Source organism: Agrobacterium sp. rho-13.3, assembly GCF_033957765.2.
In the GTDB taxonomy this organism is placed as follows: domain Bacteria; phylum Pseudomonadota; class Alphaproteobacteria; order Rhizobiales; family Rhizobiaceae; genus Agrobacterium.
In genome coordinates this window covers 1,663,584-1,678,417 of sequence record NZ_CP192775.1, presented here as the reverse complement: position 1 = coordinate 1,678,417, position 14,834 = coordinate 1,663,584, and the positions used below count along the sequence as shown (strand labels likewise).

Annotated in this window: 11 protein-coding genes; 5 read left to right on the top strand and 6 right to left on the bottom strand. The window is 55.5% G+C overall.

Annotation, left to right across the window (positions count from 1 at the left end; genetic code table 11):
* Positions 1–121: 121 nt before the first annotated feature.
* The 5 genes from ytfQ to RMR16_RS22440 all read left to right on the top strand — a co-directional run bounded on the left by ytfQ (position 122) and on the right by RMR16_RS22440 (position 5,461).
* Positions 122–1,087: a galactofuranose ABC transporter, galactofuranose-binding protein YtfQ gene (ytfQ, locus tag RMR16_RS22460; RefSeq protein WP_320198006.1), complete on the top strand. Its 966-nt coding sequence runs from the start codon at positions 122–124 to the stop codon at positions 1,085–1,087.
* Positions 1,088–1,157: 70 nt separating this feature from the next.
* Complete coding sequence (locus RMR16_RS22455) at positions 1,158–2,681, top strand: sugar ABC transporter ATP-binding protein (RefSeq protein ID WP_320197829.1); 1,524 nt, start codon at positions 1,158–1,160, stop codon at positions 2,679–2,681.
* A complete protein-coding gene (locus tag RMR16_RS22450; RefSeq protein ID WP_320197828.1) occupies positions 2,681–3,724 on the top strand; it encodes an ABC transporter permease in 1,044 nt (347 codons plus the stop codon). The genes RMR16_RS22455 and RMR16_RS22450 overlap by 1 nt, the downstream gene beginning before the upstream one ends.
* Positions 3,721–4,701 (top strand): galactofuranose ABC transporter, permease protein YjfF, encoded by a 981-nt coding sequence (gene yjfF, locus RMR16_RS22445; protein ID WP_320197827.1) that lies wholly within the window; start codon positions 3,721–3,723, stop codon positions 4,699–4,701. The genes RMR16_RS22450 and yjfF overlap by 4 nt, the downstream gene beginning before the upstream one ends.
* Before the next feature lie 19 nt (positions 4,702–4,720).
* Positions 4,721–5,461 carry a FadR/GntR family transcriptional regulator gene (locus RMR16_RS22440; RefSeq protein ID WP_320197826.1) on the top strand — a complete coding sequence of 247 codons (741 nt, stop codon included), beginning with the start codon at positions 4,721–4,723 and terminating at the stop codon, positions 5,459–5,461.
* A 12-nt stretch (positions 5,462–5,473) separates the two neighbouring features.
* Here the strand turns inward: RMR16_RS22440 and RMR16_RS22435 are convergent, their stop codons facing one another.
* From RMR16_RS22435 to RMR16_RS22410, 6 genes are all read right to left on the bottom strand, one after another.
* A complete protein-coding gene (locus RMR16_RS22435; protein ID WP_320197825.1) occupies positions 5,474–8,722 on the bottom strand; it encodes an error-prone DNA polymerase in 3,249 nt (1,082 codons plus the stop codon).
* The gene (locus tag RMR16_RS22430) at positions 8,719–10,236 is read right to left on the bottom strand and encodes a Y-family DNA polymerase (protein ID WP_320197824.1); all 1,518 of its coding nucleotides are present in this window, start codon (positions 10,234–10,236) and stop codon (positions 8,719–8,721) included. Before RMR16_RS22430 ends, RMR16_RS22435 begins: the two co-directional genes overlap by 4 nt.
* Positions 10,151–10,912 carry an ImuA family protein gene (locus tag RMR16_RS22425; RefSeq protein ID WP_320197823.1) on the bottom strand — a complete coding sequence of 254 codons (762 nt, stop codon included), beginning with the start codon at positions 10,910–10,912 and terminating at the stop codon, positions 10,151–10,153. The genes RMR16_RS22430 and RMR16_RS22425 overlap by 86 nt, the downstream gene beginning before the upstream one ends.
* Positions 10,913–11,043: 131 nt before the next feature.
* Positions 11,044–12,309: an O-antigen ligase family protein gene (locus RMR16_RS22420; protein WP_320197822.1), complete on the bottom strand. Its 1,266-nt coding sequence runs from the start codon at positions 12,307–12,309 to the stop codon at positions 11,044–11,046.
* A gap of 7 nt (positions 12,310–12,316) precedes the next feature.
* Positions 12,317–13,588: a polysaccharide biosynthesis/export family protein gene (locus RMR16_RS22415; protein ID WP_320197821.1), complete on the bottom strand. Its 1,272-nt coding sequence runs from the start codon at positions 13,586–13,588 to the stop codon at positions 12,317–12,319.
* Positions 13,589–13,723: 135 nt separating this feature from the next.
* A complete protein-coding gene (locus RMR16_RS22410) occupies positions 13,724–14,404 on the bottom strand; it encodes a sugar transferase (protein WP_320197820.1) in 681 nt (226 codons plus the stop codon).
* Positions 14,405–14,834: the final 430 nt, after the last annotated feature.

Here is a 14,834-nt window from a genome sequence, read left to right as displayed (position 1 = left end):
AATTCCTGTTTCCTCAGCACAGCATGGCATCATAATATCAGAAAACGTGCAAAAATCCCTTTTCAAAGGTAATACTATATGCTCATATCAGCCTTGTCATAGCGAATTCATCTCTGGGAGGATTAAGATGAAAAAAGCACTCGCGGCATTTACTGTCGCTTTTTCCGCATGTCTGGCATCAGGCGTTTCCGCAGCATCCCTTACCGTTGGCTTCTCGCAGATCGGCTCTGAATCCGGCTGGCGTGCGGCTGAAACGACCGTGACCAAACAGCAGGCTGAAAAGCGCGGCGTTACGCTGAAGTTTGCGGATGCGCAGCAGAAGCAGGAAAACCAGATCAAAGCCGTTCGCGGCTTTATCGCACAAGGTGTCGACGCCATCTTCATCGCACCGGTTGTTGCAACCGGCTGGGATGCGGTCCTGAAAGAAGCCAAGGAAGAGAAGATCCCCGTGATCCTTCTCGACCGCCAGATCGAAGCCCCCGACAGCCTGTATCTGACAGCCGTAACGTCCGATCAGGTTCACGAAGGCAAGGTCGCTGGCGAATGGCTGGCCAAGGACGTTGGTTCGAAAGACTGCAAGGTCGTAGAATTGCAGGGCACCACGGGTTCTTCGCCTGCCATCAACCGCAAGAAGGGCTTCGAGGACGGCATTGCGTCCCACGCCAACATCAAGATCGTGCGGTCGCAGACCGGCGACTTTACCCGCACCAAGGGTAAGGAAGTCATGGAAAGCTTCATCAAGGCAGAAGGCGGCGGCAAGGGCATTTGCGCAGTCTATGCACACAACGACGACATGGCCGTTGGCGCCATTCAGGCCATCAAGGAAGCTGGCTTGAAGCCGGGCACAGATATCAAGATCGTCTCCATCGATGCCGTTCCAGATATCTTCAAGGCCATGGCAGCCGGTGAAGCCAACGCCACGGTGGAACTCACGCCAAACATGGCTGGCCCTGCATTCGATGCGCTGGAAGCCTACCTCAAGGACAAGAAAGAGCCGCCGAAGTGGATTCAGACAGAGTCCAAGCTCTACACGGCATCTGACAATCCGACGAAGGTTTATGAGGAGAAGAAGGGTCTTGGCTACTAAGCCAGGTCCTTAACTTCGGGAACGGCGTTTGCGCGCCGTTCCCACCGGCATTTTATACAGGAAATACAGAATGTCCGAAACCAGCTCCCTTCTGGAAGCGCGCGGCATAGGCAAGTCATTCCTCGGCATCGCAGCGCTTGATAATGTTGACTTCAATCTCAACCGGGGTGAAGTCCATGCTTTGCTCGGTGAAAATGGCGCGGGCAAATCGACGCTCATCAAAATATTGACCGGCGTGTATCACCGCGATCGCGGCACCATCCGCCTTGAGGGCGCAGAGATATCTCCCGCCAATGTTGCAGACGCACAGACGCTGGGCATCGGCACCGTGTATCAGGAGGTCAATCTCCTCGAAAATCTTACCGTTGCCGAAAACCTGTTTCTGGGCAGGCAACCGCGCCGTTTTGGCCTGATAGACCGGCGTGAAATGCGGGTAAAATCCGAACAGCTTTTGGCCCGATACGGGCTAACCATCAATGCCGACGCCCTACTTTCCAGCTATTCCGTTGCCATACGCCAGATTATTGCGATTGCCCGTGCGGTAGATCTTTCCGGCAAGGTGCTGGTGCTGGATGAGCCGACGGCCAGCCTCGACGGCCATGAGGTGGAGATGCTCTTTACCGTGCTGCGGCAGTTGCGCGCGGAAGGTCTGGGCATCGTCATCATCACCCATTTTCTCAATCAGGTTTACGACATTGCCGACCGTGTAACGGTGTTGCGCAATGGCAAGCTGGTTGGCACGCGGACCATTTCCGAACTGCCGCGCGGCGAACTCATTTCCATGATGCTGGGCCGCGAGCTTCAAAACGCGACCCATAATCGCCAAGCCACAGAAGACACGATTACCGAAGGGGCACCGCCGATCCGGTTCGAAGGATACGGAAAACGCGGCAGTGTCGAGCCTTTCGATCTGGATATTCGACCTGGCGAAGTCGTCGGCATCGCAGGGCTGCTCGGATCAGGCCGAACGGAAACCGCGTTCCTGCTGTTCGGCATCGACAAGCCGGATGGCGGTCACGCCAGTATTGACGGCAAGACGGTGGCAATTACCTCGCCGGAGGCTGCTATTGATCACGGGTTCGGTTTCTGTCCTGAAGAGCGCAAGACAGATGGCATTATCGGTGATTTTTCCGTTTCGGATAATATCGCGCTGGCCTTGCAAGCCCGGCAGGGATGGACGCGGCCCTTATCGAAACGCCAAAAGGGTGCGCTGGCTGAGGGTTTCATCAAATCGCTGGATATTCGCCCCGCTGATACGGAGCGCCCGATCAAGTTCCTGTCCGGTGGCAACCAGCAGAAAGCCATATTGGCGCGATGGCTGGCGACCGAGCCTCGTCTTCTCATTTTGGATGAGCCGACACGCGGCATCGATATCGGTGCTCATGCGGAAATTCTGAAAATGATCGAACGGCTCTGTTCACAGGGCATGTCGCTGATCGTCATTTCATCGGAATTGGAAGAACTGACGGCTGTTGCACACCGCGTGATCGTGCTGTCCGACCGCCGCCATGTCGCGGAACTCAAGGGAGAAGACGTGTCCGCCGATAACATCATGCAGGCCATCGCCAGTGCATCCAGAACGGAGGCCGCGTGATGAAGAGTGTTACTGCCCGGCTGAAACGCCTCGCGCCGCAACTTATTGCGCTGGCCATTATTCTCGCTGCCATCGCATCGATTTCTCCCGGCTTTCTGAATGTATCACTTCAGAATGGCCGTCTTTACGGCAGTCTCATCGATATTCTGGTGCGCGCCGCACCCGTGGCTTTGCTCACCATCGGCATGACGCTAGTGATCGCAACCAAAGGCATTGATCTGTCCATCGGCGCTGTGATTGCCATATGTGGTGCAGTTGCGGCCATGCTGATTAGCAATGGCCATTCCATTCCAACGGTTATTGCCGTGTCGCTGGCAGTTGGCATCGCCTGCGGTATCTGGAACGGCATTCTGGTTGCGCTTCTCGACATCCAGCCTATCATCGCGACACTTATCTTGATGGTGGCCGGTCGCGGTATCGCGCAGTTGATTACCGAAGGCGTTATTCTGACCTTCAACAATGACAGCTTCTCTGCCATTGGCTCCGGCGCATTTGCGGGCATTCCCCTGCCCGTCATCATCTGGGTGGTGACGGCTCTGCTTGTCGGCATTCTGGTGCGCAAATCCGCGCTTGGTTTCCTCATCGAAGCCACAGGCATCAACCGACGCGCTGCCGCACTTGCGGGTGTGCGGGCACGGTTTCTGTTGTTCTTTGTCTATGCCGTATCGGGCCTTTGTGCCGCAGTGGCAGGCATGATCGTGACCGCGGACATTCGCGGCGCGGATGCCAACAATGCGGGTCTTTGGTTGGAGCTTGACGCTATTCTCGCAGTCGTCATCGGCGGCACGTCGCTCAATGGCGGACGCTTCTCGATAACCGCTTCTCTGATTGGCGCGTTGATTATCCAGACCATCAACACCGGCATTCTGGTGTCCGGCTTTCCGCCGGAGTTCAACCTCATCATCAAGGCTGGCATCATCATCGTTGTGCTGACCCTGCAATCGCCGGCCATCATGACGGTTATTGGTTTTGCGAAATCTCGCAAAGCGCCTAACCCGGTCACACCCTCCAAAACAGTCAATCACGAGGGAGCGGCGCGATGATCCACACCCGTAATCTTCCGTTCCTGACCACGCTTGCGGTTTTCATTATCGCTTATGCGCTGTGTGTCGTGCAGTATCCTGCAATGTTATCGACAAGGGTTGTCGGCAATCTGTTGACCGATAACGCCTTTCTCGGCATCGCTGCCGTGGGAATGACCTTCGTTATTCTCTCTGGCGGCATCGACCTGTCCATCGGATCCGTCATCGCCTTCGCCAGTGTGTTCGTGGCCGTGCTGGTCGGCACATACAATGTTCATCCGCTGCTGGCCTTCGCCGCTGTGCTGGTGATTTCCACCATTTTCGGCTGCCTGATGGGCGCGATGATCCGGTTTTTGTCGATCCCGCCATTCGTGGTCACGTTGGCGGGCATGTTTCTGGCACGCGGCGCGGCCTATCTGATCTCGACCCAATCCGTGCCGATTTCGCACCCGGTTATCGATGCGATACAGGGTTTCTATTTCCGCTTTCCCGGCGGTGGGCGGCTGACCGGGCTTGCCATTCTGATGCTAATCGTCTTCGCCGTGGGAATGCTTGTTGCCAGCCGCACGCGGTTTGGCGCCAATATTTATGCGCTTGGCGGCAACCAGCAATCTGCGGAATTGATGGGCGTTCCGATTGGACGAACGACGATCGGCATTTATGCGCTTTCCGGTTTTCTCTCTGGCCTCGCTGGCATTGTTTACACGCTTTACACCTCGTCCGGTTATTCGCTGGCAACGGTTGGCGTGGAGCTGGATGCGATTGCGGCGGTGGTGATCGGCGGCACGTTGCTGACGGGCGGCACCGGGCTGGTGGCCGGTACTTTTGTGGGCTTGCTGATACAGGGATTGATTCAGACCTATATCGTTTTTGACGGAACATTATCGTCCTGGTGGACGAAAATCGTTATCGGCATACTGCTGTTCATATTCATCGTGTTGCAACGCGCAATCATCTGGTATTCAAACAGACGACTGGCCGGGGCACACCCAGCTTAAACCGAGCGGAGGCTGTTTATTGGGGCTGCTGGAAACGACGATCACCGGACGAAAGCGACGCAGCAGCCACGCGCATGTCGTGGCTGAACTTGGCAGCGCAATCGTTTCGGGGCGCATACCGGAAGGCTCTCTTCTTCCCAACGATGCGGAGCTTTCCCTGCGTTTCGGCGTGTCCCGCACCGTATTGCGCGAAACCATGAAGACCTTGGCGGCCAAATGCCTCGTGGAACCCAAGGCAAAAGTGGGAACCCGCGTTCTTGAAAAGTCCAGCTGGAATTTCTTCGACCCCGATGTTTTAGGCTGGCGGTGCGATGCGGGGCTGGACCCCGAATTCATCACCCATCTGGCAGAAATCCGGCTGGCGCTGGAACCGGCAGCGGCAGCCGCTGCGGCCCGTCACGCTTCAAGTGAGGACATCGTCACACTTTACACCATCGCGGCCAAGTTCGATAATGTCAGCCATACGCCGGAAACCATCGCCAAGGTCGATCTGGAATTTCACCTTGCCGTCGCCCGCATTTCCGGCAATCCCTTCATGCGCTCTGCCAGCGGCCTGATCGAAGCAGCACTGGCCATATCTTTCAAATTGTCATCGCCTGCGTCATCGCCAGAGACGATTTCGGAAATCGCCTCCAATCACCTGCGCATCGTCCACGCCATCGCTGCACGCGACGAAGGTTCTGCGATCAAAGCCATGCGCCACGTCATCGAGGTGGGCAAAGACCGCATGAAAAATGCCATTCCGAAAAGCACGCCCTGAGTAAATTTGCACTCAATGGAAATTGCGACCTTTGATGGTGATTTGATCTTCGCCATCCGCCTGTATATCGGATCGTTTGGGCAAACGGCGACGGTCTTCCGGTGGAATTCCATGGTGAAACTCATCACCGCGCCCATGCGGCAATGGAAACGGCCCTTCCCTCTCGCCAACGCTTTTCAGCACATCGGAAAGATCGGTGATGCGATGCGCGACCAGATGCACGACCTCGCCTTCCCGCTGTAGCTTTCCATAAATGCCCACCATGCCAGCCGACAGAATAACGCGGCGGTATTTCTCGAAAGTTTTGACCCAGACAACGGCATTGGCAATGCCGGTTTCATCTTCCAAAGTCATGAAGATAACGCCTTTTGCCGAACCGGGACGCTGGCGCACCAGAACAAGCCCCGCCACCTCCAGCCATCGCCCGTCCTTCATGGTGATAGCCTCTGCACAGGTGGCGATGCGTTTGCGGGAAAGATCATGGCGGAGAAATGCCATAGGATGCTGTCGAAGGGTCAAGCCCACATGTCCATAATCCTGCACCACTTCCCCACCTGCTGTCATCGGTCGCAAAGCCACCTCCGGCTCATTCAATTCCGCAATCACCTGATTTTGCTCTCGCGCCGCGACTGCAAACAAGGGCAGTGGTTCATCGCGCAATGCCTTGATATCCCACAGGGCTTGCCGACGGGAAAGCCCGAGCGAGGGCAGGAAAGCGTCTGCTTCCGCAAGACAAACCAGCGCTGCCGATGGAACGCCCGCCCTACGCCAAAGATCGTCGATGGACACGAAAGGCCGGTCCTCCCGGCACGCGATGATATCACCAGCTTGGTCATTGGACAGCCCTTTGACCAACCGCATACCGAGCCGCACGGCACCCTTTTTTTCACCCAACGGTTCTAACATACAATCCCACCGGCTTGTGTTGATGCAGACCGGGCGGACCTCCACGCCATGATCTTGCGCATCGCGAACAAGCTGCGCAGGCGCATAAAAACCCATGGGTTGGGAGTTCAAAAGTGCAACGCAGAAAATATCAGGATGGTGGCATTTCACCCATGAGGAAGCGTAGGCAACCAGCGCAAAAGACGCTGCATGGCTTTCGGGAAAACCATAACTGCCAAAGCCTTCCAATTGTTTGAAAAGCCGCTCGGAAAATTCCTTGCTGAATTCATTTTTGACCAAGCCATTCACAAGCTTTTCTTTAAACTCGGTAATGGTCCCGATATTTTTGAATGTTGCCATCGCCCTTCGAAGTTGGTCGGCTTGATTTGGCGTAAAATCTGCACAATCGATTGCAATCCGCATGGCCTGTTCCTGAAAGAGAGGAACACCCAGCGTTTTGCGAAGCACATTTTCAAGTTGGGGTCGCTCATAAACGACCTTTTCCTTCCCCTCTCTTCGCCGCAGATAAGGATGCACCATATCTCCCTGAATGGGACCGGGACGGACGATGGCCACTTGAATGACGAGGTCGTATAGTTCACGGGGCTTCAGCCGTGGCAGCATCGACATCTGCGCCCGGCTTTCGATCTGGAATGTGCCAATCGTATCGGCCTTGCAGATCATATCGTAGGTGGGGCCATCATCTGGAGGGATGGTGGAAAGTTCGAACCTCTTATGGAGCCGCTCTTCCAGCATGTCGAACGCCCGACGCATACAGGACAACATGCCCAGCGCGAGGCAATCCATTTTCATGAATTTGACGATTTCGATATCGTCCTTGTCCCATTCGATGATCTGTCGATCATCCATCGAGGCTGGCTCGATGGGGACCAATTCGTCCAATCGATCCTGCGTCAGCACGAAACCGCCGGGATGCTGGCTGTGATGGCGCGGTGTGCCGATCAGTTGTCTGGCAAGATCGAAAGCCAGCTTTACGCGACGATCATCCAAGTTGATGTTCAGATCCTTGGCATCTTTTTGCCCGGCATCATCAGTCCACCACCAGATTTGCGATGACATGAGCTTGGTCAGGTCTTCAGGCAACCCCAGCACCTTGCCAACATCACGGATAGCGCCTTTGCCACGATATCGGCTGACGACAGAACACAGCGCCGCCTTGTCACGCCCGTAAGTGTCATAGACCCATTGTAGAACCTCTTCCCGCCGCTGATGCTCGAAATCCACATCGATATCCGGTGGTTCGTTGCGATTTTCAGAAACGAAACGTTCAAACAAAAGATCATTACCGTCAGGGTTTATCGACGTAATTCCAAGCACATAACAAACGGCGGAATTGGCAGCTGAGCCGCGCCCTTGGCAGAGAATCTTCCGCCTTCGCGCTTCTCGAACAATCGCATTCACCGTGAGGAAATATGGCGCATATTTCAGCTTGGCGATCAAAGCCAATTCGTGTTTCAGGGCTTTATCAACCTTCTCTGGCAACCCCGATGGATAATGCTCCGGCACCGCGTCCCACACGAATTTCTCAAGCGCTTCCTGCGCAGTCAAATCAGGTAAGGTCCGTTCTTCAGGATATTGATACTGCAACTCTTTCAGTGAAAACGTGCATCGCCGCACAATCTCCAGCGTTCGTCGCAATGCGTCCGGATATGCGGAAAACAGCCGGTGCATTTCTTGCGGCGGCTTCAGGTAACGGTCCGCATGTCGCTCCCGCCGAAAACCCGCATCATCGATCGTGCAATTGTGGCGAATGCAGGTGACGATATCCTGCAACATGCGCCGCTCTGGCTCATGAAACAGGACATCATTGGTAACGACAGTGGGAACCCCTGCCCGCAAAGCCATATCTGCAAGCTCATGCAGCCGCATATGGTCGTTGGGTCGGCGGCGCAGGCTCATGGCGACATAGGCGTTTGCGCCGAAATCTGCTTTCAACCGCCTCAAGCGGATGGAAAGGCTCTCATCTGCAAGGTCTGGAAGCAGAATGACCAGCAGACCTTCGCTATAGGCGACCAGATCGCTCCATGTCAGATGGCATTTCCCCTTGCCCGCCTTCTTGCCTGATGTAAGCAGGCGGCATAAGCGGCCATAGGCTGGGCGATCCGTGGGATAGACCAGCACGGAAATATCATCCGCGAGATCAAGCCTGCATCCAACCACAAGCCGTATGCCGTATTTTTCTGCAGCTTCATGGGCGCGGGGAATGGCTGCAAGGCTGTTGCGATCCACGATGCCAAGAACTTCGATGCCGAGCGCGTTTGCCTGCGCAAACAACTCCTCGCAGGAGCTTGCGCCGCGCAAAAAAGAAAAATGCGTTGTGCCCTGAAGCTCGGCATAGCGGACATTCGTGTTCATCCGAATATTCCATGCATGAACCAGTCTTGAGAACCGGTATTGGCGTGCTCGCCATCCCCAGAGCGGTAAATCCAGAACCGTTCGCCGCTTTCGTCCTCGACCATGAAATAATCGCGCACTGCCGTCAGTTCCCGGTCGCGTTTCCACCATTCCCCAAAAACGCGCTCAGGCCCATCGGCGCGTTTCACAATGCGGCGCACACCGCGCCACACAAAGTTTTTGGGCGGATGATCCGGCATCAAGGCAATGGTCTGGATTGGCTCGGGCAAAGACAGCAGCCGCACCGGACGCGGCCAATGATCCGGCCAACCGAGGTGATCTTCTACAGATTGCGCCGGCACCTGTTTCACGGAGCGCTCCGGCACATCGCTTGCGACAGCCGCGTAACGGTAAACCTTGTGGCCACGGTTGATGATGACATCGACCGTTTCACCAATATCCGCTTTCGCATCGTCCAGAAGGGTGGAGCGGGCCTGCCCGACCACCAACGCCTCCGCATGGGTGGCGGTCAGGATCATTTTTTCGATGCCAAAACCGGGATTGATCGTATCGATGCGGTCCGTCAAAAGACGAGTTAGCTGTTTGGCATCCCGAACCGGCTTGGATGTTCCGGCGCGGATGGCCTGCAAACCGCTATCCACACGATGCAGCACCAGATCGACACGCCGTGCGCCAAGGCCACGTTTTTCCAGCAGAAGACAGAGTTGATTGACGAGCTTTGCGGTATACCGCGCAATGGTTTCCGCAGCCGAAATCGGCTCTGCAAAGAAACGGAAAGTCTCCACCAGTTCCGGCACGCGGATGGGTTCGATGGGTTCAGAAAGCAGGCCATGAGCTTGATCCAGCCTGCGGCCCACCTCCGGGCCAAAGCGCAAGGTAACAGGCGCGCGCGCCGTTGCCGCCAGCTCTCCGATCCGGCGAAAACCAAGCACTTTAAGATCGGCCACGATACGGCTTTCAAGACGCAAGGCCGCAAGCGGCAGGGGCGCAAGGACGCCGGGCGAGCCACCTTGTGGCACGATGGTTGCGGCATCGGTTCCGAAACGGGCAAGTGCGTGGGCCGCACCCCAGCTATCGGCAATGGCGGCGCGTGCCGTAAAGCCAAGCGCATGCAGCCGGTTGATCATGCCGGTCAACATCAGTTGTTCATTGCCATGCAGATGGTCTGCCCCTGTCGTATCCAGCACCAGCCCGTCAGGCGCATCCGGTGCGACGATAGGGGCGTAAATTTTCAGGAACCAGAAGGCGATATCCCGCAGCGCCTTGGCATCATCGGCGACGGGCAACTCTTCAACGATCAATCCCGGAAGAATGGCCTGCGCCTTGCTGACCGGCATACCAAGCCGCAAGCCCGCAGCGGCAGCTGCCACATCCTGCGCCAGCACGACACGGCGATTGCCCTGTCGGCCAATCATCACGACCGGGCGATCAACCGGTGGCGCCTGTTTGCCAAGCGTTCTGCGATAGCGGTCTGTCGACCATGTCGGCAGGTAGAGCGAGACGACCCTTTGCATCACAGGCTTCCACTTCAAAATCGGCACACTCGCCACCACGACACCGCAAAAGCTCCAGAAACCAGCGCGCTCGGCCCACACCTTGCACCGGCAGCGGCGTGGATGGTCGCACGGAAATTCTCCACCGCGTGACCGCCGCCGTCGGCTGGCCGAACTCCACGGCACCGGATGAATGACGCCAGCGGCGGATGGCAAGACCAACGACACCCGAGGCTTCCGCTGCCAATTGCAGACGCCGGGACATATTCATCGGCAGCTTTGAAAGCTCCCCGATGACCGCCCCGAAACCGTTGCACCGCAGCCCCTCTTCAAAGCAGTCCAGTACGCCTTTTTCATCGCGGCACTCGACGATGATCAGCCGGTTTTGCGATAGGCCAGCCTGCGTCAAGGCAGGCATGAACAGATCAGGCCGGGTGACGCACCAGAGAATTTTGCCCTTAACACGCGCCGCAATGCCTGCGGAAAACAACGCCGATGCGGCACCATCCCCCGCGCCGTTTCCGCCACCGCTGACCTCGTGCAAACTGCCAAGCTTCAACCCGCCACCCGGCAGATGCTCATCGATGGAGGGCACGCCGAAAGGCAGGATATCATGCTGCCGAGCGGGCCCTTGCGTGATCCGCTCCAGCCTTTCTCGCAATTCCTCCACAACAAGTTGTTCAGCGCGCTTATGCATGACACCGGACTCTAAGAGCATTAACGCTTGAAAGATTTCATGTTCACTTTTTGTTCCTTTTCCAGCAAAGAGTCAAGAATGCTTTGAAGGACACTTGTGGAGAACGGGATATCCAAGATGGGTGAGCGCGTTTAGCGCCCCGCCAGCGGCTTCATCGCCATGCCGGAAAAAGCACCCGCAGGTGCCCGCTGTGGCAAGGTCAGCTTTCCGGCCGCGTAATAAAGCAGGAAGGAGCCGATCTGGTAGGCAAAGATAATGTCGATTTCCACGAAGGAGCGCACAACGAAAAGCGCGCAGAGAGCAAGCAGCACGAGGCCCTGCGGGTCGCTTTTGCGCATCAGGATCGAACGCAGATGCCCAAACAGCGTGCCGTAAAGCACAATTCCCAAAAACAGCATACCGACAAAGCCGTTTTCGACAACGGTTTCGATGTAGGTGTTGTGAAAGTGAAAGCCGCTGCGGGTGGTGATGAAGAAGTCATTCCAGAGACGTTCGGCATCGAAAAAGCCCGCAACCCAGAAGCCCTGATAGCCGACGCCGAGAATCGGCGACGCTTTTGCCGCCTCTATGCCCTGCTGCCAGAGATAGGTACGTCCGGTGAGTGTCGAGTCCTTGCCGAAAACGCCGAGCACCGCATCCAGCAAGCCGAATTGAAGGGAGGCTACCACAACCAGTCCGCCCAGGCCGACGACAGCAAAGAAAATCATCTTGCGATTGGCGGGGGACAACATGCCCACCGGCAAAAAACCGATGATCAGCGCAACAATGGCAGCCGTGGTGATGACAGATGTGGCCGATTGCGATGCAAGCAGGCAATAGGCGGACATCAGGCCCGCCACCCCTGCGATGCCCAGCCATATGATGTCGCGCTGGCGCAACACCAACACAGAGCAGGCCGCAAAAATCACACCGAGCGAGGCGTAAAACCCAAGCTGATTTTTAGAGGAGAAGGCACCGACGAAACTGAACGTGCCGTCCAGCGCATCCGAAAGATAAATGCCGAACAGCAGCGAATAAAGCAGCACGACGATGATGCCGATCAGCGCACCACGCGTCAGCGTCGTTATCGAAATAACCCGCATGGCGATCAGCGCGCAGATGATGTGCGTCAGATACTGAATGGATGCCCGCATGGTGGTGGACATGGCATCCGACCAGAAACTGGAAAGGACCGCCAGAATTCCGAAGGCAAAAATCCAGATATAACGGGTATAATTACCCAGCACCCGGCGGTAATCGACGATGACCAGAGGAAACCACACCGCATAATAGGCAAGGATGGAAATCTGCCCGAACTTGGACGAATAGGCGAACACGAAGAATGACAGCGCCACCGCTGCCATTCCGTACAGTCCGTTTTTATCCGGGTCGATCAGTGCCGATTTGGCAATCCGCATGCGGACCTCACTGCATCAGAATTTCTGACGAGACTTTTATCACATCACCGGGCTGAAGGGCCGTGGTTTCATCAACCTTGATTTCCTTCGGCTTGCCACCCTCTTCACGCACGATGACATAGCCAATCGATGCGGATTTGCCGGAAGGGTCGAAGCGGAGGGCTTCGGCGGATTGCGCCAGCGCCTCAGACATCAAATCGCGGCTGGTGCCCAGTTGCAGTGACAGTTTCTGAAGCTCCGCTTCCGTATCCTGCAATTCCTTGGCGCGCTGCGCTTCCCAATCATTGCGAAGATTGATCTCATCCTGCATGGCCTTGTTGATATCCTGCTTGGCACGAAGCGAGGCGGTATCGATATCAAGCAAGCTGGATTCCACCTCAGCGGCACGTTCTTCTGCGGAAATTCTTCGCTGCGCCAGCGCCAATCCCTGTTCGTTCAGACGGTTTACTTTTTCCTTATCCTCATTCGCCAGTTGCAACTGACGATTTTGAGTTTCGGATTTCTTGGAGAGAGATTCGACTTCGGTTTCCAACAGGACTCGAAGATCTCCCAACGCCTTCAATTGCAGCGTATACCGTTCCGAGCGGGATTTCATCAGCGCGGTTTCGCTTGCGAGAAGCGCATCGATGTTGATGATCTTCTCCAACTGAGGTGTCTTGGCGATTTCCTTGTCTCCCCGCACTTCAGCGAGAAGGCGGGCCTGCCGTGCGAGAAGACGACCACGCTGGTCGTCATAAACGGCAGCATCACCACGGGCATTGATGAAGTCTCGCGCAAAACGCTGGCCCGCATCCGAACGGCGCAAACCGCCCGCAAGGCTTACGGCCTTTAGAACGGTAAGATTGGGCGCATAGGGATATTCGCCGGGGGTCTGTATGTCACCGGTCAAGAAGACAGGGCGAAACTGAGAGATTTCAACGGAGGCCGAGGGCAGATTGCGCAAGGCAAATTTGCTTTGAAGCTGCGCGCCGATCTCTTCACCCACTTCGCCTGTGGTTTTACCATCCACGTCCAGTTGCCCGATGAAGGGCAAGGATAGCGATCCAGAAGCTCCCACGGAATAATCACCGTTGATGACGTCCCAATTGCGGATCGTTCCATCGGCAGGCTGCCATTCTGCAACACGGATGCGTAGCTTGTCCGCAGTACCAAGACGGTACTGGTTATCCTTCGCAAAGGCTTGCAAAGGGCTGATAACAGCCAGCGAGGCCACAACAAAAAGGGCCGGAACCTTGCGCCATCCTACGTTCAATGAAAAGCCGGTGGCATTGCCAACCATGGGAAACTCCATTTTTACGACTGCAATAACCGCAGCCGGATTACGACCAGTGTTTAAAAACCGGTCGTAAATGCCACACAATAGTGGCCGCAATATCTTAATCTTATCGACGAAACGCCAAACTATGAATTTGGTTCAATAGCTGCCGCGTGACATGCACACAGCGGGAATGGTTTTGACGATAATGAACACGTCCTGCATCATAGACCAGTTGCGCACATACTGCGTATCGAAATCGACGCGCTCCTTATAGGAGACATCATTGCGACCGCTGATCTGCCACAAGCCGGTGAGGCCAGGACGTGTGCTGAGGTAATAAGACGCTGCGCTTTCATAATAGTTCAGCTCTTCATCAACCACGGGGCGTGGGCCAACGACGCTCATTTCACCACGAATGATGTTGATGAGCTGCGGCAGTTCATCAAGGCTGAGCTTGCGCAGAACTGTGCCGATCGCTGTGACCCGAGGATCGTTCTTCAGCTTGCGGGTGGCGTTCCACTCTTCCGCAGCCTCTGGGTTTGCAGCCAGATACTGACGAAGAACCTCGTCGCCATTCCTCACCATCGTGCGGAACTTCAGGCAATGGAACATACGACCATTATGGCCGACGCGGCGGTGCCCATAAAAAGCGGGGCCTTTGTCGGAAAGTTTGACCATGGCCATGATCATCAAAAAGATCGGGCTGAGAATAAGGATCGCAAGCAGAGCTGACGTTATATCAAAGCTGCGTTTTGCGATTCCTCCGATTGGAAAGCTGACGTCAAATTCGTCGGAGCTGCTAAGCGGCGAAACAGCCGATCGAGTCGCGGACTTCATAGAGAGGACTCCATTTATGTTTTGCGATGGTCGGTAACCCGTTTGGGCTCATCAATAAGTGTTAGATGAGACAGGAAGCCTGTGGCCGGAATTAGGTGCTTTTAAATTTTTTGTGAGGCGACATGCCTTAGTGTCCTTCGGGTGCTGCGCCTGAAATACTCACATAAGAACTGCGATGAATAACGAATTGCGCATAAAAAAGAAACAAATGACCGGAAACCCATGCACTTTACGCATGGGTTCGTTCGCTTATGTATTGATTGCCGCTCTATATTCTATTTCTTCTTATAGTTTGCTGCAAAACACAGACGAGCCAAAGTCATTTTGAGCAGAAAGCAGCCCAACATAAACAAAAAAAGCCCTTGTGCACTGCAATAAAATTGCGGCGACGCACACTCAAAAAGACATGGAATGTCTCTATTTTTATGAA